This window comes from Yersinia sp. J1 (assembly GCF_050586585.1).
Taxonomy (GTDB): domain Bacteria; phylum Pseudomonadota; class Gammaproteobacteria; order Enterobacterales; family Enterobacteriaceae; genus Yersinia; species Yersinia entomophaga.
This window is the reverse complement of sequence record NZ_JBOBDP010000021.1, coordinates 28,376-51,508: the sequence shown is the minus strand read 5'-3', so window position 1 is coordinate 51,508 and position 23,133 is coordinate 28,376. Positions and strand designations below refer to the sequence as shown.

Genomic DNA, 23,133 nt, shown 5'->3' with positions numbered 1-23,133 from the left:
ACTCAAAGACTCAAAGACTCAAAGACTCAAAGACTCAAAGACTCAAAGACTCAAACATCTTAAATCGTTAAATCCCCCGCTGTTCCCTTACTCACCGCGATTCATATTTCACAGTCAATCGCCGCGGTTCAATTTTTTGATTTTCTATCAGGCTGTTATCGTATTTATTCCTATACATTTTTAAGATAAACGCCGTCGTTTTCCAGGCGCCTGATCGTTAGATAGTCATTGCGAATGGTTTCTGCGTCAGAATGAACCAGATAAATAGCACCTGGCTGGCTGAAAACATCCTGAGTGACCCCAATAGCATCACCTTCTTCTACATAAAAATCAGCCAGTGAAAAAGACGGTAAAGTAAGAAGTTCGGATAAAAAATCCTGCTGATGGAAGATACCTTTATGTCTATTAATCAGGCCGATATTGTAAGAGTAATTTTGTAGCTGGTATGACGGATGGCATTCGGTAAATGACAGAAACTGCGTCGGTGCGGTGATTGCCATAACCGTGGCACAAATTTGCCCCAATCCGGTGGTACGCGCCGATATGGTAGGACGCAGAATTCCGTCCGTTCTGGCGGCCACCTCGACTAATTTAGGCCCCGACGTTGTTAACATCACTTCTGCATGGCTAGGGCCATTGCGAATTCCTAATGACTCAATTACCTGGCGAGTGTAACTAACCAGCGCCTGATAATGCTCGAAGGATGCATCCAGAATTTCATCGATATCATAAAGAATCCGCCCTGAAGCAAGACGAAGTTTGGTGTAACGGACAACTTCAGTTACCAGCGGTCTGCCCATCAGTGAAACCATATTCACCACGTATTCCACGCCGTCGAGATATTCCTGAATTAACACCTGCTGATTAACCGCATTTAATTTGCTGTAGCTACCCATTATTTGAACAAATGCGTCTTCAGCCTCTGCCTGAGAATGGCAAATGAATACGCCTTCAGAGCCTGCGCTGGCCAACGACTTTAGTACGACGGGGTAGCCGTGATGAGATTTAATCCAACCTTCGGCGGCTGGCCATTCGCTGGCGGTGGTTTGTCGTGCGGCAGCTAAACCGGCATGGGTAATGGTTTCAATCATGGCATATTTGTTTCTGCGGGCTTCGCTATGGTTATAGTCATTGGCAAAAGGCAAACCAAAGCGATGATTGAGTTCGTCGCAGAGCAAAAGGCCACTTTCAGCTCCGGCAATGATGTAATCGGGGGCGAATAGCGCAACATCCTGGTTGGTATCGGATAAGTTTTGATGGGTGAGTAGCGACGAATAGATCGAATAATCAAACCCATAATAGTAGTAATCATGTAAATCAGCGCTAGACGAAATGTGTAATAGCAAGCAACCCGCATCAAATAGTTCCTTCGCCAGAAATTTTCCGGAAGAAAAACCATCAACAATGACGACTTTAATCATGTTTAACTCCATGTTATCGAATGGTCTTTAATTTATAAACGGACATAAACAGCAACATTGCCAGTATGAACCTTAATGAAAAAATACTCCTTGATGAAATCAGAATACGTTCGTCGAGGTACGACAATAACAATGTGAAAATAGGTAGTGTTAATAAATTTAGCGACACCTGAATATCTGTTAAATAGAACATGGTTATCTGAATAAGATAAACAACAAAAATATATTCTACGATAATAAGCCTAGAAATAGGTGCTGCGTGATATTTATCTATCAGTAATAAATTTCTATTGTTGCTTAAATAAATAGCGGCGATTAGTCATGTAATGATATTCCTTAGCGTTAGGCGCTCATGGGTGTGCCAGCCATATAGAAACACCTTCTTTGATACTGTGATGTATAGAACTGTACCAATAGCACAGAGAATCATGTTGGTAATACCGATAAAACGCTGAGCCGGAGAGGGGGTTGCTAACCCACTGCTTCCGATAACTAAATTGAAAAGCATAATAAAACGGTAATTAGAGCTAGGGGCAAGATTGCGTACTCAATTTTCGCAATTGAGCCATTATCTTTTAGCCCGTGGGAAAGAAGATAATATTGTTTTCCAATTCATTTATTGCATGAATGAATATTCTATCTGTATGGCTGCCAGTCGGGTTGCTATATTCATATGTGGAAAATACGCAGCTTCCATTTCTTCTTAATCTATCGGTCTCTATAAGTGCAGTACGGCCAATACCCGCTATTTCCATTTATACACTCCTTAAGTTTTTCCAGCATGGCTTATTGGGTATGAAACAGTAATGGGCGAATAAAAACTAGCACTGTTTTATTTTAAATAAAAGTGATTAATTTGTTGATGTATTTAATTATGATTTTGTTTATTATTTTTATATGGATTATTCACTGATAAGAGTCGACTATCAAATGATAGCCGTCTTCATTTATTAGAGGTTACGTATTGATTGGCTCTGCCGGAATCAGCCGATTTTCTTTCCTTCTAATAATTGTTGTACCAAAGGCGCCATGATTAATTCCATTGCCAGCCCCATTTTTCCGCCGGGAACAACCAATGTATTGATATTTGAAATGAATGAACCTTGCAGCATCGCCAAAAGGTAAGGGAAATCAATTTGATCCAGCCCGCGGAAATGGATCACCACAAAACTTTCATCCAAAGACGGAATAGCTTTGGCTGCAAAAGGATTGGATGTATCTACAGTTGGCACCCGCTGGAAGTTGATATGAGTTCGGGAAAACTGAGGTGTGATGTAATTAATATAATCATCCATCGAACGCACCACGGAATCCATCACTGCTTCTCGTGAATGGCCACGCTCACCGGTATCCCGAACCAGTTTCTGTATCCACTCAAGGTTCACTATTGGGACAACGCCAACCAACAGATCGACATGTTTAGCTACATCATGGTGTTCGGTCACTACGCCGCCGTGTAAACCTTCGTAGAATAAAACGTCGGTGGGTTCTGGCAGTGGCTCCCAAGGAGTGAAAGTTCCAGGCACCTGATGGTAGGGAACGGCTTCGTCGTAAGTATGCAGATACTTGCGTGAGCGTCCTCGGCCGTGCTCGCCGTATTCAGACACGCTTTGCTCCAGTAAACCGAAATCATTCGCCTCAGGCCCAAAATAGCTAATGTGGCGGCCAAGATCCCGCGCTTTGCGGATCGCTGCATCCATTTCCGGGCGTGTGTAGCGGTGGAAACTGTCCCCTTCGATTTGGGCTGCTCGTATGTTTAGTTGTTGAAATATCTTACGAAAAGCCAGGCTGGTCGTTGTGGTTCCTGCACCGCTTGAGCCTGTTACTGCAATCACCGGATGTTTGGCTGACATAGGGGTTCTGCTCCGTAGGGTACTGAGTTATTGTTATATTTTTCAAAGGATTATTATGATTTATCTGCCAGTAATGAGCTGGGGATAATGGCCGAAGAAAAATAGCTGATAGTTACTTTTAGGGCAAAGCGGCGGTTTTGTCATCTTGTTTCACTGTGGTATCGCGTTGGACACCACGGTGAAATAACAGAGTGAGTGACGGATTATTCTTGCTCTTCTGAGCCGGCACGAAATAGCGCTTTAGGCATAATATTGATTGTTTCATGCAGTTCCGACCACACCAATACGGCTTCGCCGCTGACTAACTGGCGGCGTACGTCGGCCACTTTTTGTTCCAACGATCGTTCCTGTTCGCCATAGTCGGTTCCTTCGCGTAGCACGAAAGCTTCGATCAAATTTTCCAGCGTAGCGCTGTCTATTTGTTGCCATGGAATAATCATTTTTGCTCCAGATAAGGGGATAGCCAGGCCGGAATACGCTGTTCCAGCCACATTTTCGGTTGTTTTATAGAGCCGCCGACAAAACCAACGTGACCCCCGTGTTCCGTCAACTGATATTCAATATTCGACGGTAATGCCGTTTGAACGGGAATAACGTCTGGCGTCATAAAAGGATCGTCTTTAGCGTGAATAATCAGCAGCGGTGTACGGATCTGCGGTAATAGGGGTAGGGCGCTACAGCGGCGATAATAATCCAGCGCATCGGTAAAACCGTGTATTCGTGCGGTGATGACGTCATCAAAATCGCGTATCCGGCGTAAGTTTTTTAGCTGGGATAAATCCAGCGGTAGGCTGCCGGGATAGCTTAATAATTTACGTGTCGCGTTAAGTTTGAGTTGATCGAGCAAATAACGTTGATAGACCCGTGAGAATCCCTGTTCCAGACGGTAGGCACAAGGTTCCAGCATGAGTGGAGCGGAAACCACGACCGCAGCTTCCAATAGGCTATTTTCCCCCTGTTGCGCCAAATAGCAGGCTAGCATATTGCCGCCTAGAGAGACGCCGACGGCAGCGGTTGGTACCTGACCATAGCTGTCCCTCAGCCACTGTAGGAAAAAACGGGCATCTTCCGTTTCGCCGGAATGATAAATGCGGGATTTACGATTAGGTTCTCCACTACAGCCGCGAAAATGCATGACTACGCTGAGCCAGCCCTGTTCTCGACAGGCATGCAGCAGGCCGTGAGCATAAGGGCTGTAGAAGCTGCCTTCCAGACCGTGGAACAGTACGACTCTGGGTTTTTCTCTGGCGAGGTCTGGATCTTCGCTCCAGGCGAGATCGACAAAATCTCCATCGGGCAGGTTTAGGCGCTGCCAAAACGGCTGGAGACGTATTCGACGCCGGATCAGGCGGGGTAACAGAGTCTGTAAATGTGGGTTACTGGCACCGGCTAGCGGGCGAAAGATCTCATACATAAGATGAATTTAAATCATGCTATTGCTCTTGTATGATCAATATCACACTGTTAGCTTCAATGGTATATCGCATCTATTTCAAGGGTGAGAGGCACCCGTTTCATGGAGCTAAGTTTATTTCTTTCGATGTTAGGTTTTCTTTGGGTTGCCGCAATCACGCCTGGTCCAAATAATATGTTGTTGACTGCTTCTGGCGCTAACTTTGGCTTTACTCGCTCCATTTGGCTGATGTTGGGCATTATGCTGGGAATGCAAAGTGTGTTGTTGTTCGTGGCATTCGGCGTGGGCAGCCTGATTTTGATTTACCCTTCGCTGCATCTGGCATTGAAAGTTCTGGGTAGCCTCTATTTACTGTGGTTGGCATGGAAAGTTGCCACTTCTGCCTATCAAAAACTCGAAACCGACGTTGCACCGCCTAAACCGATGCGTCTGTATCAAGGCTGGCTGCTACAATTTCTTAATCCAAAGGCTTGGTTGATGGGATTAGGCTCGGTTGCCAGTTTCAGTCTGGCCGGTGCCGCCTATGATCATTCCATCGTGATGATTAGCTTGGGTATGTTTTTGGTCAATCTGGTGTGCGGTATCGTCTGGTTGGGCTTCGGTAGTGTGATCGGCCAAATGCTGCGTAGCCGCCGCGCCTGGTTTACCTTTAATGTCTCGATGGGGATATTGACGGCGGCCTGTGTGCTTCTGATCTGGCATTAATCACATCAATACTTTGCTGCTATAGGATATCGATTTGAGCGATTTTAACTATTTTCACGTAGATGCCTTTGTTGGCGAGGGTCTGCTGGGTAATCCGGCTGGCGTCTGCCTGCTAAAACGTCCGTTAACGACAGAGCACATGCAAGCCATTGCTGCGGAATTGCATTTACCTGAGACCAGTTTTATTTGGGATGATGGGGATCAAACTGCGATTCGTTGGTTTACGCCAACGCGGGAAGTGGATTTGTGCGGACACGGAACGCTGGCAGCGGCGCATGTGATGTTCAGCCATGTCAATCCGGCCTTGAGTGACATTGTCTTTCGTTCTGCCAGCGGCGAGCTTTATGTGAAGCGCGAAGCCGAAGATTTTGAACTGTTATCCTTGAATTTCCCTTCTCTACCGCCGCAAGCTATTGCTACACCAGACATTTTAACTAAGCTGCTGGACGTGGACATTCAGCTGGTGTTGCAGGCTAAATCACTATTAGTAGTATTGGCGTCGGAACAGCAGGTACATGATTTGCAGCCTGATATTGGCGAACTGATCGAAAAAATGGGGCGTGGTGTGATCGTTACCGCCCCCGGCGATGAAGTCGATTTCGTTTCGCGCTTCTTTACGTTGGGTGGAAATGAAGATCCGGTGACCGGCTCGGCGCACTGTACTTTGATGCCATATTGGGCCGCGCGTTTAGGTAAAAATAGTCTCCATGCCCGCCAAATATCGCATCGGGGAGGCGAGCTTTTCTGTACCTTGAAAGGCGATCGCACGGTGATTGCCGGTTATGCCAAGATATTTCTGCAAGGCGCAATTGTGTTGTAATTAATATCTCGATTTTTATGCGCTGAATCAGACTCATAGGTTATTTCCCTCCGGGTCTGTGACAGCGATACTCACCCCAGATCCTCTTATTGGCTCGAGCTTCACTCTGCCGTTTTATTTATCTCTTATTCATCAAAAGAATAAAAAATATTTTTTTATTCTTTTATGTCGTTATCTCTCTTGGGTACAACTGTGGATACCGAGCGTCTTTGCGCTCCTGCTGCAGTGATGTCACTGAATGGCAACTTTATCCAAGTGGAGCAAACCATGGCGTTCAAACCTTTCTCTTTGAGTTTATTGGTGTTGTCGCTGGCAACGACTGCTGCCCACGCGGTGGACGTTACCGTGGCCTACCAGACGGCTGCGGAACCGGCGAAAGTGGCACAGGCAGAAAACAGTTTTGCCAAACTCTCCGGAGCCAAGGTCGATTGGCGCAAATTTGACAGTGGCTCCAGCGTGGTGCGCGCACTGGCCTCTGGCGATGTACAAATTGGCAATTTGGGTTCCAGCCCATTGGCAGTTGCTGCCAGTCAGCAGGTTCCCATTGAAGTGTTTTTGCTGGCTTCTCAACTCGGTAGTTCCGAAGCTTTAGTGGTGAAAAAAGACATCAAAACGCCGCAGGAACTGATCGGCAAACGCATTGCGGTTCCCTTTATCTCTACAACGCATTACAGCCTGTTGGCGGCGTTAAAACATTGGGGGATAAAGCCCGATCAGGTCACTATCCTGAATTTACAACCGCCGGCCATTGCGGCGGCGTGGCAGCGCGGAGATATTGATGGCGCTTATGTTTGGGCACCTGCGGTAAATGAATTAGCGAAAACAGGCAAAGTGTTGACCGATTCGGCGGAAGTCGGGCGCTGGGGGGCACCAACGCTGGATGTATGGGTGGTGAGAAAAGATTTCGCCAAGGCGCATCCTGAAGTTGTGACCGCCTTTGCCCGTAGCGCGCTGGATGCGCAGCAGGCTTATTTGTCTCAACCGAACCAATGGCTGATAAACGCGCAAAATCTACAACAGCTTTCCCGTTTGAGCGGCGTGCCGGAAGCTCAGATTCCCGAATTAGTGAAGGGAAATACTTATTTACCGGTAGCCGAGCAAATTACCCAACTGAGCAAACCCGTGGATAAGGCGATTGCCGATACTGCCGCCTTCCTGAAAGCGCAGGGGAAAATTCCGCAGGTTGCTGAGGATTACAGCGATTACGTTACCGACCGCTTTGTTAAAGCGGTACAAGCAGCGCCGCAGCCTTAGGAGGCCAGATGCTAAACGTCAGCGGCCTGAGTGCGGAATATCAGGGAAAAGCGGCATTAAAAAATGTGTCGTTAAATATAGCCTCCGGCGAACTGGTGGTGGTGCTTGGGCCATCAGGATGCGGAAAAACCACGTTATTGAACCTGATTGCCGGCTTTATTCAACCCTCGGCGGGAAGTATCACTTTAGACGGTGTGCCGATTACTGGGCCGGGTGCCGATCGCGGCGTGGTGTTTCAGCATGAAGGATTGCTGCCGTGGCGAGATGTGATTAGCAACGTGGAATTCGGTCTTCAACTGGCTGGAATGGATCCCTCGCAGCGACGTGAAACGGCGTTGAAAATGCTGGGCGAGGTCGGATTAAGCGGTTTTGAGCATCACTTTATCTGGCAGCTCTCTGGCGGTATGCGCCAGCGCGTCGGAATAGCTCGTGCATTGGCGGTTGAGCCGCGCTTGCTGCTGTTGGATGAACCTTTCGGTGCGCTAGATGCATTCACGCGTGAGCAGATGCAAGAACTGTTACTGAATATTTGGCGCGATACCGGTAAGCAGGTGCTGTTAATTACCCATGATATTGAAGAAGCTGTTTTTTTAGCCAGCGAGCTACTGTTGTTATCGTCAGGGCCGGGGCAGGTGGTGGAACGGTTGACGCTCAATTTTGGTCAGCGATATGCCAATGGCGAAGCCTGCCGCTCAATTAAGTCAGATCCAGAATTCATTGCTCAGCGTGAATATGTGCTGAGTAAAGTATTCCAGCAGCGAGAGGCTTTGATATGAGCCTGCACAGCACATTGCGTTCTTCGGCACCGAATACGGCATCTTCAGGGCGAATTAGCCGCCGATTCGTTCGCTCTATCGGGCAGTTATTGCCCCGCAGTTTAGGGTTAAGTTTGCTGACGTTAGCGCTGATATTAGTGATTTGGTGGAGCGTTACGGCGCTGCAACTGATTAGCCCGCTCTTTCTTCCTGCGCCGCAGCAAGTGCTGCATCAGCTCATGACCATTGCCAGCCCACAAGGCTTTATGGACGCTACGCTGTGGCAGCATTTAGCCGCCAGCCTTGGGCGGATTATGCTGGCTTTATTAGCGGCAATCGCGCTGGGAATCCCAACCGGCATTGCTATGGGATTAAGTCCGACGGTACGCGGCATATTGGATCCGCTGATTGAAATTTATCGGCCCGTACCTCCTTTGGCTTATTTACCGCTGATGGTGATTTGGTTTGGCATCGGTGAGACATCCAAGATTTTGCTGATTTATTTAGCCATTTTCGCGCCTATTACTCTGGCTGCGGTAGCCGGTGTGCGCAGCGTAGCGCAGGTGCGAGTCAGAGCCGCGCAAGCATTGGGTGCCAACCGTTGGCAGGTATTACGACATGTGGTATTGCCGAGTGCCTTACCCGAGATTCTGACCGGCATCCGCATTGGTCTGGGCGTGGGTTGGTCTACTTTAGTCGCCGCCGAGCTGATTGCAGCCACGCGAGGTCTGGGATTTATGGTGCAGTCTGCCGGTGAATTTTTAGCAACGGATGTGGTTATCGCCGGTATCGGCGTAATCGCAATAATCGCTTTCAGCATGGAATTAGGGCTTCGGGCCATTCAGCGCCGCTTAACCCCTTGGTACGGAGTGCAACAATGAACGAACGTTTAGTGGTTAATCCCCTTGGGCCTTATATCGGCGCACAAATCGAAAATATCGATATTTCCCGCCCATTGGGCGATAGTCAATTTGAGCAGCTTTATCATGCGTTGCTCAAACATCAGGTGCTCTTTCTGCGTAATCAGCCGATAACGCCGTTGCAGCAGCGAGATTTGGCGGGGCGTTTTGGCGACCTGCATATTCATCCAGTTTATCCACACGCCAAAGAGTGTGAGGAAATTATCGTACTGGATACTCACGATGATAATCCGCCGGATAATGATAACTGGCATACGGATGTGACTTTCATCGCCAATCCGCCGTTGGGTGCCATTCTGGCGGCGAAGCATCTACCTGCTACCGGCGGTGACACTCTATGGACCAGCGGCATCGCGGCCTACGAGGCGCTATCTGCCCCGTTTAAGCAGCTTTTGGCGGGATTGCAGGCCGAGCATGATTTTACTAAATCATTCCCTGAGCATAAGCATCGGGCTACGCTGGAAGATCACCAACGCTGGCTGCTGGCGAAAGAGAAGAATCCGCCGCTTTTGCATCCGGTGGTACGCACCCATCCGGTCAGTGGCCGTCAGGCGTTATTCGTTAATGAAGGTTTTACGACAAAAATCAATGAATTAAGCGCTAAAGAAAGTGAGGCTTTGTTGGGATTCCTGTTTGCTCACGCGACGAAACCCGAATTTCAGGTGCGCTGGCGTTGGCAGCAGGATGACGTGGCTATTTGGGATAATCGGGTTACCCAGCATTACGCCAATGCGGATTATTTGCCGGAGCGTCGGATTATGCATCGGGCCACGATCCTCGGTGACAAACCCTTTTATCGGCCTTAAGTGAAGGTTTTTGTCTGGCGTAGCGGCGGAAAATGATAATGCAACGTAGCGCCCGCCAGAAATCCCGCAGGCCGATCGCTCCCCGGATTAAGGGCATTTCCAATCCTAATTCTTTGAAACGTCTGGCAAGCTGGCTACGCTCTGCGCAGGTTCTGGTTTGCCAACGGGTTAAGCCTAATAGCTGGCCGCTTTCTCGATTAGCGTGGCGTAGCAGTGCCTTGCTCAGCACTGGCTCTGATTGCGCCGCAATACGGACTAATTCGCTGATAATATCGAGATAACTCGCTGCTCGTAACATTCTTAGATGAAAACAGTGTTTTCTGGTGATGGAGTGGGGCGCGGTGCGATAGCCATAAAGCGGTTCAGGGCAGTAATTTACGCGCTGTGCGGCTAACGCCAGCCGAGTGGTCCATAAAATATCTTCATGGAGCTGATGAGGCGTAAAAGTTAATTGATGCGCCTGGATTAGCTCTCGACGGATCAGTTGTAGCCAGCAAAAATGCAGCCAGTTGTTTTGTGCGACGCTGTGGATAATCCATTGTTTTCCGGTGAGCGTCTTTTGCCAGCGTTGTTCGGGTAATAAAGGTTTGACGCTCTGCTGAGTGGGTTCGCCGCAGAAACGATAGCCGTTGCCAATCAGTAGATCCAACTGCTGTTCTGTGGCCTGTTGTAGCCAGATTTGCAGTGCGTTCGGCGCTAGCCAGTCATCGCAATCGGCAAATGCGACCCATTGCCCTTTTGCCTGAGCAATGCCCTGATTACGGGCAATGGATAAACCTTGATTGGGTTGATGTATGACGCGCAGAAAAGAGTGACGGCGGGCGCGATCCGTGAGTATGGCGGCGCTGCCGTCGCTGGAGCCATCATTGATAGCGATGATTTCGAAAGATACGCCTGACTGACTGCTCAATGAATCAAGCAGCGTGGCTAGGTAGGCTTCGCCGTTAAACACCGGCACAATAATGCTGATATCAATTTTTTCCATGCCGCGATCATCCATGAATAGCGGCAGTTTTCAGCTTGGAAACGCTTAATTTTCTTCAAATTCCTTAGTCAGATGCTCTAATTGCTCCTGGGCATCCAGCCAATTCATTTCGGTTTCTTCCAGTTTGGATTTCACCTGATTTTGCCGCTGCAAACATTCGGTTAGCTCGCTCTTGCGGGAGATATCGTACAGCGCAGAATCTGCCAATTCATCTTCCACGGCGGCTAGTTCGGCGCTCAACTTATCCATTTGTTTTTCCAGCGTCATGATTTGCTTACGCAGTGGCTGGGTTTGCGTGCGGAACTCAGCGTCGCGGCGTTTTTGGTCTTTACGCTGCTGGGCGCTATTTCCAGAGACTTCTTTTTCCGGGCTACCTTGCTGTGACTGCTGACGCTGTAAATCGACCAGCCACTGCTGATAATCCTCCAGATCGCCGTCAAATTGCTCGACTTTGCCGTCGTGAACCAGATACAAATCGTCAGTTGTAGAACGCAATAAGTGACGATCGTGGGAAACAACGACCAATGCGCCTTCAAAATCAATTAGCGCCTCGGTGAGTGCCTGCCGCATATCTAAATCCAGATGGTTGGTCGGTTCATCCAGCAGCAATAGGTTAGGGCGCTGCCAGATAATCAGCGCCAATACCAGACGCGCTTTCTCTCCACCGGAGAATCGAGCGGTCGGATCTGTGACTTGATCACCCTGGAAACCGTAGCCGCCCAGATAATCCCGCAGTTGCTGTTCCGGCTCTTTCGGCGCCAAACGGCTCATATGCTGGAGCGGGGATTCATCCGCACGTAAGAATTCCAACTGATGCTGAGCGAAGTAACCTAGTTTGATGCCTTTCGACAAACCGATCTCACCGCTTTGTGGTTCCAGCGTGCCAGCCAGCAATTTGATTAGCGTAGATTTACCTGCCCCGTTGCGTCCGAGCAGACCGATACGGGAGCCGGGAACCAGATTTAACTTAATAGATTGCAGAATGGTTTTATCGCCGTAGCCGGCGCTGACTTTCTCCATTCGCAATAGCGGATCGGGCAGGCTTTCCGGCGTGCGAAAGCTAAAGCGGAACGGGTTATCAACGTGCGCTGGCGCAATCATTTCCATGCGTTCGAGCATTTTAATTCGGCTTTGTGCCTGCTTGGCTTTGGTCGCCTGAGCGCGGAAACGGTCAATATAGTGTTGCAGATGCGCGACTTTTTCCTGCTGGTGTTGATACATCGATTGCTGCTGAGCGAGCTTGGTCGCACGCTGGCGTTCGAAAGATGAATAGTTGCCGGTATATTCATTTAGCGACTGCTGTTCAATATGCAGAATCTTATCGATAATAGGATCGAGGAAATCCCGATCGTGGGAAATCAGGATTAGCGTACCTGAATAGCTTTTCAGCCATTTTTCCAGCCAGATTACGGCGTCCAAATCCAAATGGTTGGTCGGTTCATCCAGCAGCAGCAAATCAGAACGACATACCAGAGCCTGTGCCAGATTAAGGCGCATTCGCCAGCCGCCAGAGAAAGAATGAACGGGCTGCTGCAACTGATCCTGCGAAAAGCCTAAGCCATTTAGCAGACTGGCTGCGCGAGACTGAATGGTCCAGGCCTGAATGGCATCGAGTTTCCCATGTACCGTAGCAATAGCATGACCGTCGTTTTTTTCGTTGGCGGCCTGTAATTCGGATTCCAACTGACGAAATTCACGGTCGCCGTCGATAACATACTCTATCGCTGGCATATCTAGCGCCGGGGTTTCCTGATTAACCCAGGCCAGCGCCCAGTTATTGGGGAAAGTGGCGTTGCCCCCATCGGCGCTCATTTCGCCTTTCAGCAAGGCCAGCAGGGTCGATTTGCCACAGCCGTTTTTACCTACCAGCCCGACCTTCTGGCCCGGATTGACGGTCGCTGTAGCATTGTCCAGCAAGACGCGAGTCCCGCGTCGAATTTGAAGCGAAGAGAAAACAATCATAGAGTGCCGTATGTTTAGAGTATGTTAAATTGTCATTATATTAAGGTAACCCTTAGTACCTGAGGTCGCAGAGGCATTAGTTTCTAGCCTAATCTGCAATACCCACTACTTCTACTTTGGGTACAAACAGGGCGTTAAACGCCCTATTTTAAGTCTTGCGACGCATGGTAACGGAAAACCCGCACCCTGACGACGCTTTGGAGGGGAATGATGTCACAGCCGCCGAAGGTTTTGCTGCTGTATGCCCATCCGGAATCACAGGACTCGGTCGCCAATCGGGTTTTACTGCAACCGGTAAAGCAGCTAGCGCATGTCACTGTGCACGATCTTTACGCACATTATCCGGATTTCTTTATTGATGTTCATCACGAGCAACAGCTACTGCGTGAGCATCAGGTCATTGTCTTCCAACATCCGCTTTATACCTATAGTTGCCCGGCCTTATTAAAGGAATGGCTGGATCGCGTACTGGCGCGCGGGTTTGCCAATGGCGTCGGAGGCCATGCTCTGCGGGGAAAATACTGGCGTTCGGTGATTACCACCGGCGAACCTGAAGGGACATATCGAGTCGGCGGCTATAACCAATATCCGATGGATGACATTCTGCGCCCGTTCGAATTGACTGCGTCTATGTGTCATATGCATTGGATAAATCCGATGATTGTTTACTGGGCGCGTCGGCAAAAGCCGGAAGTGTTGTCCAACCATGCGCAGGCCTACGCCGAGTGGTTAGCTTCTCCGTTGCCACAAGGGAGGCCATAATTATGGAAGGCTCGGCGCTATTAACCGCAATTTTACTGTTTTTGTTTGCAGCTGTCGTTGCGGTACCTATCGCACAACGATTGGGTATTGGAGCGGTATTGGGATACCTGATTGCCGGTATCGCCATTGGCCCTTGGGGGCTGGGTTTTATTCGCGATGTGGATGAGATTCTGCATTTTTCTGAGCTAGGCGTTGTTTTCCTGATGTTCATCATTGGTCTGGAACTTAATCCAGCCAAACTCTGGCAATTGAGGCGCTCTATTTTTGGCGTCGGAGCGGGGCAGGTGATCATCACCGCGACGGTTTTGGGCGCGCTGCTCTATTTCACTCAGTTTGCCTGGCAGGCCGCGGTCATTGGTGGCATCGGTTTAGCCATGTCCTCAACCGCAATGGCACTTCAGCTTATGCGTGAAAAAGGGATGAACCGTAACGAAGGCGGCCAACTTGGTTTCTCCGTATTGTTATTTCAGGATATGGCTGTTATTCCCGCATTGGCGCTGATTCCCATTTTGGCGGGCGGCGGTGGGGGCGCTAACGATTGGGCGAGAATCGCTCTGAAAGTGGCCGCTTTTGCTGGCATGCTCATCGGAGGGCGATACCTGCTACGCCCGTTATTTCGTTATATTGTTGCCTCCGGCGTGCGTGAGGTGTTTACCGCCGCCGCGCTTCTGGTCGTGCTAGGTTCGGCAATATTTATGGATGCGCTGGGCCTGTCGATGGCGTTAGGGACATTTATCGCCGGAATCCTGTTGGCGGAAAGTGAATTTCAGCATGAACTGGAAATCGCTATTGAGCCTTTTAAAGGCTTATTGCTCGGCCTGTTCTTTATCTCAGTGGGGATGGCGCTGAATATTGGCGTTATCTTTACCCATCTGCTGGAAGTATTACTTGGCGTATTGGCGCTGGTTTCCATCAAAGCCACGGTACTTTATGGGTTGGCCAGAGCCTTTGGCCTGAGGCGTTCAGTGCGGCTTCAGTTTGCCGGTGTGCTGAGTCAGGGCGGTGAGTTTGCCTTCGTACTATTCTCTGCGGCTTTTAGTCAGCATGTATTAAGTGTCGATCAACTCGCGCTGCTGCTGGTGGTCGTGACTTTATCAATGATGACTACACCGTTATTGATGCAAGGTATCGATCGTATTCTGTCTCGCCGTTATAACGCTCCGGAAGAAAGCGACGAAAAACCTTTCGTGGAAGACAACGATCCGCAGGTTATCGTTGTAGGTTTTGGGCGCTTCGGGCAGGTTATTGGCCGTCTGCTGATGGCAAACAAAATGCGTATTACCGTATTGGAACGGGACGTTAGCGCCGTAGGCGTGATGCGCAAATATGGTTATAAGGTTTATTATGGCGATGCAACCGAACTAGAACTGCTGCGTGCCGCCGGCGCGGAGAAAGCCAAAGCCATAGTGATTACCTGTAATGAGCCGGAAGACACCATGACATTGGTGCATTTATGTCAGCAACACTTCCCCAATTTACATATTCTGGCCCGCGCCAGAGGCCGCGTGGAAGCACATGAATTATTGCAAAGCGGCGTGAAGGATTTTACCCGCGAAACTTTCTCCAGTGCGCTGGAACTGGGGCGTAAAACATTACGACAACTGGGTATGCATCCGCATCAGGCTTATCGGGCGCAGCAGCATTTCCGTCGTTTGGATATGCGTATGCTGCGTGAGCTGATGCCGCCGCACCATGGCGATGTGGCGCAGATTTCCAGAGTCAAAGAGGCCCGTCGCGAGCTGGAAGATATTTTCCAACGAGAAATGCTGCATGAAAGCAGGCAGCTTGATGGCTGGGATGAACACGAGTAAACCGGAGAAATCAGCATGTCTGTAACCCGTAAACGTTTTATTGCCGGCGCTACCTGCCCGCAGTGTAAGGCTATGGATACTCTCGCTTTATGGCGTGAAGATCAGGTGGAAGTCGTGGAGTGTGTGAAGTGTGGCCATCATCAGCGTCAAACTGACGAGCAGGTCAATCAGCATGTCCGCCCGAAAGAGCAAGTTATCGGTATTTTTGATCCAAAGTAGCGTTATCCTCAGCGATTTTTTATGCTGAAGGGTACAGGGGTTCAGATTTCCGCTACAATCTGTGCCAATTTTTGTTCCAAGGGTAGGAGATGTCATGAAAGTAGCAAAAGACCTAGTGGTCAGCCTGGCTTACCAGGTACGTACAGAAGACGGTGTGTTAGTTGATGAGTCTCCGGTGAGTGCGCCGTTGGACTACCTGCACGGACACGGCTCCCTGATTTCCGGTTTGGAAAAAGCGTTGGAAGGCCACGAGGCGGGCGACCGTTTTGATGTGCGTGTAAGTGCTGATGACGGTTACGGCAACTATGATGAAAATCTGGTTCAGCGCGTACCGAAAGACGTATTTATGGGTGTTGACGAGTTGGAAGTCGGTATGCGCTTCCTGGCTGACACCGATCAGGGTCCAGTACCGGTAGAAATTACCGCAGTGGAAGACGAGCACGTTGTGGTTGATGGTAACCATATGCTGGCTGGTCAGGATCTGAACTTCAACGTTGAAGTTGTTGCCATTCGCGAAGCGACTGCAGAAGAACTGCAACACGGCCACGTACACGGTGAGCACGATCATCACCATGAACACGGCGGCGGCTGCTGCGGCGGTCACGACCACGATCACGACCATGACCACGGCCATGACCACGCTCAACAGGGCGGCGGTTGCGGTAAAGGCGGCTGTGGTTGCCACTAAGGCATCACGATCGTCAATGAAAAAGCCAGCCGCAAGGCTGGCTTTTTTGTGCCGCAAATAAACCTCAATAGTGAGGTGGGGGCGTTTCGTCTGCCTGTGATGCCAACATTGAAGGCTGGGAGGCCCGTAATTTATCCGTCAGCAAACGCAGGTGTTCCCGCAGTTTGGTCATTTCCATCTGGTGTTCAGTCACAATCAAATTCAATTCTTCAATTGTCACTTCCTGAAACGCCAGACGACTTTCCAGCATTTCAAGCCGTTGTTCGAACAAAGACGCTTCCATAGTATTTCCTCTCATAACTGCTAACGACGATTCTGTCATCGATTCCTGCCGCGATGGCCGCATGCCGGAGCGACAGCGATGTCAGAGATTCTACCTGTAAACGCCGCGGAATGCCTTGCGCAGAGAGTGAGAACAATAAAAAGGAAACTTCTTGTGATAAAAAAAGTCGAAATATCACTGCATACTGTAGATTCGGAGATTGTTTTGTCTTCGCTCCGGCAGTTATAGTACTGAAACATACACAATCGTTGCTTGGGGTAAGAAGCCCTGAGCCATTGGAGAAATGGATGAAATCATTGTTTAAAGTAACCTTGCTGGCTACAACCATGGCATTGACCCTGAATGCAACTCAGGCTATGGCTGCTGACGCGGTAAAAACTCCTGACGCGGCAGCAACGACTAACAGCAAGTTCAAAAATGACGACCAGCAATCTGCATATGCACTGGGTGCATCCTTAGGTCGTTATATGGACAACTCGCTGAAAGAACAAGAAAAACTGGGAATCAAACTGGATAAAGACCAGTTGATCGCCGGTGTTCAGGACGCTTTTGCCAATAAATCTAAGCTGACTGACGAAGAAATTGAAAAAACTCTGCAAGGTTTTGAAGCTCGTGTGAAATCCTCGGCTCAGGCCAAGATGGCGCAAGATGCGAAAGAAAATTCAGATAAAGGCACCAAGTACCGCGATACTTTTGCTAAAGAAAAAGGCGTGAAGAAAACCGCGAGCGGCCTGCTGTATAAAGTTGAAAAACCAGGTGCTGGTGACGCGCTGAAAGACAGTGATACCGTAGTAGTTAACTATAAAGGTACTTTGACTGACGGCACCGTCTTTGATGATTCATACAAACGCGGCGAGCCACTGTCTTTCCGTCTGGACGGCGTTATTCCAGGCTGGACTGAAGGTCTGAAACAAATCAAGAAAGGCGGCAAAATCACTCTGGTCATCCCACCAGAACTGGCTTACGGTAAAACCGGCGTTCCGGGGATCCCCGCTAACTCCACTCTGGTATTCGACGTGGAATTGCTGGATGTGAAAGCTGCTCCTAAAGCCGACGTCGCTGCTGAAAAAACCGCCGCAGAAGCTGAAGCAAAAGCCCAAAAATAATTCGGAAATAGCTTAGTATCGCTTTGGCGAACAGCACAGACCGTTGCGAATTGCTTTCGCGGCGGTTTTTTTTTGTATTCTGCTGATTCATTTTGCGCTTCTGCTCTTGGATAACTTGACGCTTATGGGTTGTGGGCTTAACGTCAATACCACGCACAAACGCAAGGATTTAGCTTTGGCATATTTGCTAAGCTTATATTCCAAGATATTGAGTTATGAGTCTGCCCGTTGCTATTGAGACAGGCTCTACCTAGAGGGTGGTGTCTTCGATGTCTAATTCGCTTTTAACTGGCGAAACCAGTGAACTGGATTTACTGGATGAACGTCCGTTCAGTCAAACAGATTATGAAATACTGAAATCATACGAGGCCGTCGTTGATGGCTTGGCCATGTTGATTGGCGGACATTGTGAAATTGTTCTGCATTCGCTGGAAGATCTTAAGTGTTCAGCCGTCAGAATTGCCAACGGTGAACATACTGGCCGTCAGATTGGTTCGCCGATAACCGATCTGGCGCTGCGTATGCTGCACGATATGGCCGGTGCGGACAGTAGCGTCTCTCGCGCCTATTTCACTCGCGCAAAAAGCGGCGTATTGATGAAATCCGTCACTATTGCTATTCGTAATCGCGTTCAGCGAGTGATTGGCTTGCTGTGTATCAACATGAATCTGGATGTGCCTTTCTCACAAATTATTCAGACATTTATGCCACCGGAAACGCAGGAAGTTCCTTCTTCCGTCAACTTTGCGTCATCGGTGGATGATCTGGTGGCGCAAACGCTGGAATTCACCATTGAAGAGGTGAATGCGGATCGCAATGTGTCTAACAATGCGAAAAATCGCCAGGTGGTGCTCAATCTTTATGAGAAGGGTATTTTTGATATTAAAGATGCCATTAACCAAGTGGCGGAGCGGTTGAATATCTCGAAGCATACGGTTTATCTGTATATTCGCCAGTTCAAAAGCGGCGATCTTATCGGGCACGAGCGCTAATGCTGCGTTACTGCCTATTGGTTACCGGCCCTGCCTATGGTACTCAGCAGGCCAGCAGTGCTTATCAGTTTGCTCAGGCGTTGCTGGCGGCGGGCCATCAATTGGTCAGCATTTTTTTCTATCGGGAAGGGGTGCTGAACGCCAATCAACTGACTTCGCCTGCCAGCGATGAGTTTGATCTGGTTCGCGCGTGGCAACAACTGGCGCAGCAGAATGGGATTGAGCTCAATGTGTGTGTGGCCGCGGCGTTGCGGCGAGGAATCTGCGATCGGCATGAGGCGGAGCAGCTTGATCTGGCCGCCGCCAATCTACAGCCCGGTTTTACTCTGAGCGGATTGGGTTCGCTGGCCGAAGCGGCGCTGACCTGTGACCGCGTTGTTCAATTTTGATCGCGCAATTTTAGAGATGGGCATGAAATCTATCGCTTTTGTTTTCACTCAAGGCCCACACGGAAACGCGAGTGGCCGGGAAGGACTAGACGCGCTATTGGCGGCTTCGGCTCTCAGCGAAGATATCGGCGTGTTTTTTGTCTCGGATGGCGTATTCCAGTTACTTCCGCAACAACAGCCGGAAAAAATTCTGGCCAGAAACTATATTGCCACTTTCGGTGTCTTACCACTTTATGACGTAGAAAAGTGTTATATGTGCGCAGAGGCATTACGGCAACGCGGTCTGGCTCAGGCCAAAGATTGGGTGTTGGATGTTGAAGTGTTAGCGCCTGAAAAGTTACGCCAACAGTTAGCCGCTTACGACGTTGTGCTGACATTTTGACCGTATCAGGATACTAAATATGTTGTATACCTTCAGCCGTTCACCTTTTCAATGCGATTTATCCGCGCTGCTGAGACTGACCACCGACGAAGATGCCATTCTGTTTTTGCAGGATGGAGTGCTAGCGACGTTAAAAGACGCCGATGTTCTTAACATATTGTTAAATAACTTAGCTTCTCTCTATGTTCTGGAAAATGATCTGGCTGCGCGTGGTTTGGTTGGTCAAAATTCAGACAAAATACTAGCGATCGGCTATACTCACTTCGTCGATTTAACCACTAAACATCGTCAACACTTGGCATGGTAATACGACTAATGCTGTATATTTCTTGACACCTTAGGTAGTCAGCCATAAAATTCTGCGTCCTCGTACTCTGCCCTTAGTGCATACGAGGGGGATTTATCACGTGTTTACGAAGCAAAAACCCAGGAGCTTTTTTAATAATGGCAACGATTAACCAGCTGGTTCGCAAGCCACGTAGCATGAAGGTTGCTAAGAGCAACGTTCCTGCACTGGAAGCCTGCCCGCAGAAACGTGGTGTATGTACCCGCGTATATACCACCACCCCGAAAAAACCAAACTCCGCACTGCGTAAAGTTTGCCGTGTGCGTTTGACTAACGGTTTTGAAGTCACCTCCTACATCGGCGGTGAAGGTCATAACCTTCAGGAACACTCCGTGATCCTGATCCGTGGCGGTCGTGTTAAAGACTTGCCAGGTGTGCGTTACCACACCGTTCGCGGCGCGCTTGACTGCTCAGGTGTTAAAGACCGTAAGCAAGCTCGTTCTAAGTACGGCGTGAAGAAGCCAAAGGCTTAATGGTTCTCCGTTAAGTAAGGCCAAACATTTTCACTTTAATGTCAAAATAAACTCTTAGAGTTTTGGACAACCCTGAATTAACAACGGAGTATTTCCATGCCACGTCGTCGTGTTATTGGTCAACGTAAAATCTTGCCAGATCCTAAGTTCGGATCTGAGTTACTGGCCAAATTTGTAAACATCCTGATGGTAGATGGTAAAAAATCTACTGCAGAAGCAATCGTCTATACCGCGCTGGAAACCCTGGCTCAGCGTTCTGGTAAAGACTACCTGGAAGCGTTTGAAACTGCTCTTGATAACGTGCGCCCGACTGTAGAAGTTAAGTCTCGCCGCGTTGGTGGTTCAACCTACCAGGTACCAGTAGAAGTTCGTCCGGTTCGTCGTAATGCCCTGGCAATGCGTTGGATCGTTGATGCTGCTCGTAAACGCGGTGATAAATCCATGGCTCTGCGCTTGGCGAATGAACTGTCTGACGCAGCAGAGAACAAAGGTTCTGCTGTTAAGAAACGTGAAGACGTTCACCGCATGGCAGAAGCCAACAAGGCGTTCGCCCACTACCGCTGGTAATTACCACGCAGTAGTAATGCTAACCATGCGGGCGCTTCAATTAGCCAACCCGCATGGGTTAACTGAACTTGAACGCCCTAGGAATAGAGGAATCAAATGGCTCGTACAACACCCATTGAGCGCTATCGTAATATCGGTATCAGTGCTCACATCGACGCCGGTAAAACCACCACTACCGAACGTATTCTGTTCTACACCGGCGTAAATCATAAAATCGGTGAAGTTCATGACGGCGCAGCCACCATGGACTGGATGGAACAGGAGCAGGAACGTGGTATTACCATCACTTCTGCTGCAACCACGGCCTTCTGGTCTGGTATGGCTAAGCAGTTTGAGCCACACCGCGTCAACATCATTGACACCCCAGGACACGTTGACTTCACCATCGAAGTAGAACGTTCCATGCGTGTTCTTGATGGTGCTGTAATGGTTTACTGTGCTGTTGGTGGTGTTCAGCCGCAGTCTGAAACCGTATGGCGTCAGGCTAACAAATATAAAGTTCCACGCATCGCGTTCGTTAACAAAATGGACCGTATGGGTGCTAACTTCCTGAAAGTTGTTGGTCAGATCAAATCTCGTCTGGGCGCGAATCCAGTTCCATTGCAACTGGCAATCGGCGCAGAAGAGAAATTCACCGGCGTTATCGATCTGGTGAAAATGAAAGCCATCAACTGGAACGATGCAGATCAGGGCGTTACCTTCGAATACGAAGATATCCCTGCTGACATGGTTGAGCTGGCTAAAGAATGGCACCAGAACCTGGTTGAATCTGCAGCTGAAGCTTCAGATGAGCTGATGGACAAATACTTGGGCGGCGAAGAGCTGACCGAGGCTGAAGTCAAGAAAGCTCTGCGTCAACGCGTTCTGAACAACGAAATTATTCTGGTAACCTGTGGTTCTGCGTTTAAAAACAAAGGCGTACAGGCGATGCTGGATGCGGTTATCGAATACCTGCCGGCTCCAACTGACGTTGAAGCTATCAACGGTATTCTGGACGATGGTAAAGATACCCCGGCTGTTCGTCATTCATCTGACAACGAGCCATTCTCTGCACTGGCGTTCAAAATTGCTACCGACCCGTTTGTTGGTAACTTGACCTTCTTCCGCGTGTACTCTGGCGTTGTAAACTCCGGCGACACCGTGTTGAACTCAGTGCGTTCACAGCGTGAGCGTCTGGGTCGTATCGTACAGATGCACGCCAACAAACGTGAAGAGATCAAAGAAGTTCGCGCAGGCGACATCGCAGCAGCGATCGGTCTGAAAGATGTGACTACTGGTGACACCCTGTGTGACCCAGCTAATCCTATCATCTTGGAACGTATGGAGTTCCCAGAGCCAGTAATCTCTGTTGCTGTTGAACCAAAAACCAAAGCCGACCAGGAAAAAATGGGTATGGCTCTGGGTCGCTTGGCAAAAGAAGATCCATCATTCCGCGTTTGGACTGACGAAGAATCTGGTCAGACTATCATCGCTGGTATGGGTGAGCTGCACTTGGATATCCTGGTTGACCGTATGCGCCGCGAATTTAACGTGGAAGCAAACGTCGGTAAACCTCAGGTTGCTTACCGTGAAACCATCCGCGACACTGTTAAGGACGTGGAAGGTAAGCACGCTAAACAATCAGGCGGTCGTGGTCAGTACGGTCATGTTGTTATCGACATGTCTCCGCTGCCACCGGGTGGCGTAGGTTATGAATTCGTCAACGAAATCGTTGGTGGTTCTATTCCTAAAGAGTTCATCCCAGCCGTTGATAAAGGTATCCAGGAACAGCTGAAAGCTGGTCCATTGGCAGGTTATCCGGTTGTTGACGTTAAGATTCGTCTGCATTACGGTTCTTACCATGACGTTGACTCCTCAGAATTGGCGTTTAAATTAGCCGGTTCTATCGCCTTTAAAGAAGGTTTCAAACGAGCTAAACCAGTTCTGCTTGAGCCAATCATGAAGGTTGAAGTCGAAACCCCAGAAGATTACATGGGTGACGTAATGGGCGACCTTAACCGTCGTCGCGGTATCATCGAAGGTATGGAAGATACTGCTACCGGTAAAACCGTTCGCGTCAAGGTTCCGTTGTCTGAAATGTTCGGTTATGCTACTGACCTGCGTTCTCAGACTCAGGGCCGTGCTTCTTACTCCATGGAATTCCTGGAGTATGCTGAAGCACCTAGCAACGTCGCTAAAGCCGTTATCGAAGCCCGTGGCAAATAAGCTTTCGGGTTTAAA

25 protein-coding genes are annotated in these 23,133 nt (G+C 49.2%); 18 read left to right on the top strand and 7 right to left on the bottom strand.

Annotated features, from left to right (window positions below; translation table 11 throughout):
• Window positions 1-170 precede the first annotated feature (170 nt).
• From ACQ4OC_RS18300 to ACQ4OC_RS18285, 4 genes are all read right to left on the bottom strand, one after another.
• Window positions 171-1,421 carry an ATP-grasp domain-containing protein gene (locus ACQ4OC_RS18300; RefSeq protein WP_120805368.1) on the bottom strand — a complete coding sequence of 417 codons (1,251 nt, stop codon included), beginning with the start codon at window positions 1,419-1,421 and terminating at the stop codon, window positions 171-173.
• 983 nt (window positions 1,422-2,404) lie between these two features.
• Window positions 2,405-3,274, bottom strand: coding sequence for a phosphoribulokinase (locus ACQ4OC_RS18295; RefSeq protein WP_064515610.1), 870 nt, complete (start codon window positions 3,272-3,274; stop codon window positions 2,405-2,407).
• 203 nt (window positions 3,275-3,477) lie between these two features.
• Window positions 3,478-3,714 (bottom strand): YheU family protein, encoded by a 237-nt coding sequence (locus tag ACQ4OC_RS18290; protein WP_049597236.1) that lies wholly within the window; start codon window positions 3,712-3,714, stop codon window positions 3,478-3,480.
• On the bottom strand, window positions 3,711-4,688 hold the full coding sequence (locus ACQ4OC_RS18285) for a hydrolase (RefSeq protein ID WP_064515607.1): 978 nt from the start codon (window positions 4,686-4,688) through the stop codon (window positions 3,711-3,713). The genes ACQ4OC_RS18290 and ACQ4OC_RS18285 overlap by 4 nt, the downstream gene beginning before the upstream one ends.
• 102 nt (window positions 4,689-4,790) lie before the next feature.
• Here ACQ4OC_RS18285 and ACQ4OC_RS18280 point away from each other — a divergent pair, with 102 nt between their 5' ends.
• From ACQ4OC_RS18280 to tauD, 6 genes are all read left to right on the top strand, one after another.
• Window positions 4,791-5,393, top strand: a complete 603-nt coding sequence (locus ACQ4OC_RS18280; RefSeq protein WP_064515605.1) for a LysE family translocator — start codon at window positions 4,791-4,793, stop codon at window positions 5,391-5,393.
• 34 nt (window positions 5,394-5,427) lie between these two features.
• Window positions 5,428-6,213: a PhzF family phenazine biosynthesis protein gene (locus ACQ4OC_RS18275; RefSeq protein WP_120805370.1), complete on the top strand. Its 786-nt coding sequence runs from the start codon at window positions 5,428-5,430 to the stop codon at window positions 6,211-6,213.
• A gap of 267 nt (window positions 6,214-6,480) precedes the next feature.
• A complete protein-coding gene (gene tauA, locus ACQ4OC_RS18270) occupies window positions 6,481-7,467 on the top strand; it encodes a taurine ABC transporter substrate-binding protein (protein ID WP_430971480.1) in 987 nt (328 codons plus the stop codon).
• Between the two features lie 8 nt (window positions 7,468-7,475).
• On the top strand, window positions 7,476-8,243 hold the full coding sequence (gene tauB / locus ACQ4OC_RS18265; protein ID WP_430971479.1) for a taurine ABC transporter ATP-binding subunit: 768 nt from the start codon (window positions 7,476-7,478) through the stop codon (window positions 8,241-8,243).
• Window positions 8,240-9,103 (top strand): taurine ABC transporter permease TauC, encoded by an 864-nt coding sequence (tauC, locus tag ACQ4OC_RS18260; protein WP_064515600.1) that lies wholly within the window; start codon window positions 8,240-8,242, stop codon window positions 9,101-9,103. Before tauB ends, tauC begins: the two co-directional genes overlap by 4 nt.
• Complete coding sequence (gene tauD, locus ACQ4OC_RS18255; protein WP_120805372.1) at window positions 9,100-9,948, top strand: taurine dioxygenase; 849 nt, start codon at window positions 9,100-9,102, stop codon at window positions 9,946-9,948. The genes tauC and tauD overlap by 4 nt, the downstream gene beginning before the upstream one ends.
• Here the strand turns inward: tauD and ACQ4OC_RS18250 are convergent.
• Together ACQ4OC_RS18250 and ACQ4OC_RS18245 are read right to left on the bottom strand one after the other, a co-directional pair.
• Complete coding sequence (locus ACQ4OC_RS18250; protein WP_064515598.1) at window positions 9,899-10,933, bottom strand: glycosyltransferase; 1,035 nt, start codon at window positions 10,931-10,933, stop codon at window positions 9,899-9,901. The two genes, tauD and ACQ4OC_RS18250, sit on opposite strands and share 50 nt — an antisense overlap.
• Before the next feature lie 45 nt (window positions 10,934-10,978).
• Window positions 10,979-12,895 (bottom strand): ABC transporter ATP-binding protein, encoded by a 1,917-nt coding sequence (locus ACQ4OC_RS18245; protein WP_064515597.1) that lies wholly within the window; start codon window positions 12,893-12,895, stop codon window positions 10,979-10,981.
• Between the two features lie 210 nt (window positions 12,896-13,105).
• On the opposite strand from ACQ4OC_RS18245, the gene kefG reads away from it, so the two are divergent.
• The 4 genes from kefG to slyD all read left to right on the top strand — a co-directional run bounded on the left by kefG (window position 13,106) and on the right by slyD (window position 16,375).
• The gene (gene kefG / locus ACQ4OC_RS18240) at window positions 13,106-13,657 is read left to right on the top strand and encodes a glutathione-regulated potassium-efflux system ancillary protein KefG (protein WP_064515595.1); all 552 of its coding nucleotides are present in this window, start codon (window positions 13,106-13,108) and stop codon (window positions 13,655-13,657) included.
• A gap of 2 nt (window positions 13,658-13,659) precedes the next feature.
• Window positions 13,660-15,468, top strand: coding sequence for a glutathione-regulated potassium-efflux system protein KefB (kefB, locus tag ACQ4OC_RS18235; RefSeq protein ID WP_064515593.1), 1,809 nt, complete (start codon window positions 13,660-13,662; stop codon window positions 15,466-15,468).
• Between the two features lie 15 nt (window positions 15,469-15,483).
• Window positions 15,484-15,687: a YheV family putative zinc ribbon protein gene (locus tag ACQ4OC_RS18230; protein WP_049597226.1), complete on the top strand. Its 204-nt coding sequence runs from the start codon at window positions 15,484-15,486 to the stop codon at window positions 15,685-15,687.
• A 94-nt stretch (window positions 15,688-15,781) separates the two neighbouring features.
• A complete protein-coding gene (gene slyD / locus ACQ4OC_RS18225; RefSeq protein WP_064515592.1) occupies window positions 15,782-16,375 on the top strand; it encodes a peptidylprolyl isomerase in 594 nt (197 codons plus the stop codon).
• A gap of 64 nt (window positions 16,376-16,439) precedes the next feature.
• Here slyD and ACQ4OC_RS18220 read toward each other — a convergent pair whose 3' ends face one another.
• A complete protein-coding gene (locus ACQ4OC_RS18220) occupies window positions 16,440-16,658 on the bottom strand; it encodes a protein SlyX (RefSeq protein ID WP_049597224.1) in 219 nt (72 codons plus the stop codon).
• A gap of 287 nt (window positions 16,659-16,945) precedes the next feature.
• Between ACQ4OC_RS18220 and fkpA the strand changes: the two genes are divergently transcribed.
• The 8 genes from fkpA (at window position 16,946) to fusA (ending at window position 23,118) form a co-directional block, all read left to right on the top strand.
• Complete coding sequence (gene fkpA / locus ACQ4OC_RS18215) at window positions 16,946-17,764, top strand: FKBP-type peptidyl-prolyl cis-trans isomerase (RefSeq protein WP_064515591.1); 819 nt, start codon at window positions 16,946-16,948, stop codon at window positions 17,762-17,764.
• Between the two features lie 269 nt (window positions 17,765-18,033).
• Window positions 18,034-18,756, top strand: coding sequence for a helix-turn-helix transcriptional regulator (locus ACQ4OC_RS18210; protein WP_064515590.1), 723 nt, complete (start codon window positions 18,034-18,036; stop codon window positions 18,754-18,756).
• A complete protein-coding gene (tusD, locus tag ACQ4OC_RS18205; RefSeq protein ID WP_064515587.1) occupies window positions 18,756-19,145 on the top strand; it encodes a sulfurtransferase complex subunit TusD in 390 nt (129 codons plus the stop codon). Before ACQ4OC_RS18210 ends, tusD begins: the two co-directional genes overlap by 1 nt.
• Window positions 19,146-19,161: 16 nt before the next feature.
• A complete protein-coding gene (tusC, locus tag ACQ4OC_RS18200) occupies window positions 19,162-19,527 on the top strand; it encodes a sulfurtransferase complex subunit TusC (RefSeq protein ID WP_120805418.1) in 366 nt (121 codons plus the stop codon).
• 19 nt (window positions 19,528-19,546) lie between these two features.
• Entirely contained in the window at window positions 19,547-19,834 is a 288-nt protein-coding gene (tusB, locus tag ACQ4OC_RS18195; protein ID WP_064515585.1) for a sulfurtransferase complex subunit TusB, read from the top strand.
• A 137-nt stretch (window positions 19,835-19,971) separates the two neighbouring features.
• The gene (gene rpsL / locus ACQ4OC_RS18190; RefSeq protein WP_004718567.1) at window positions 19,972-20,346 is read left to right on the top strand and encodes a 30S ribosomal protein S12; all 375 of its coding nucleotides are present in this window, start codon (window positions 19,972-19,974) and stop codon (window positions 20,344-20,346) included.
• Between the two features lie 96 nt (window positions 20,347-20,442).
• Entirely contained in the window at window positions 20,443-20,913 is a 471-nt protein-coding gene (rpsG, locus tag ACQ4OC_RS18185) for a 30S ribosomal protein S7 (protein ID WP_004702306.1), read from the top strand.
• A 96-nt stretch (window positions 20,914-21,009) separates the two neighbouring features.
• The gene (gene fusA / locus ACQ4OC_RS18180) at window positions 21,010-23,118 is read left to right on the top strand and encodes an elongation factor G (RefSeq protein ID WP_064515583.1); all 2,109 of its coding nucleotides are present in this window, start codon (window positions 21,010-21,012) and stop codon (window positions 23,116-23,118) included.
• Window positions 23,119-23,133: the final 15 nt, after the last annotated feature.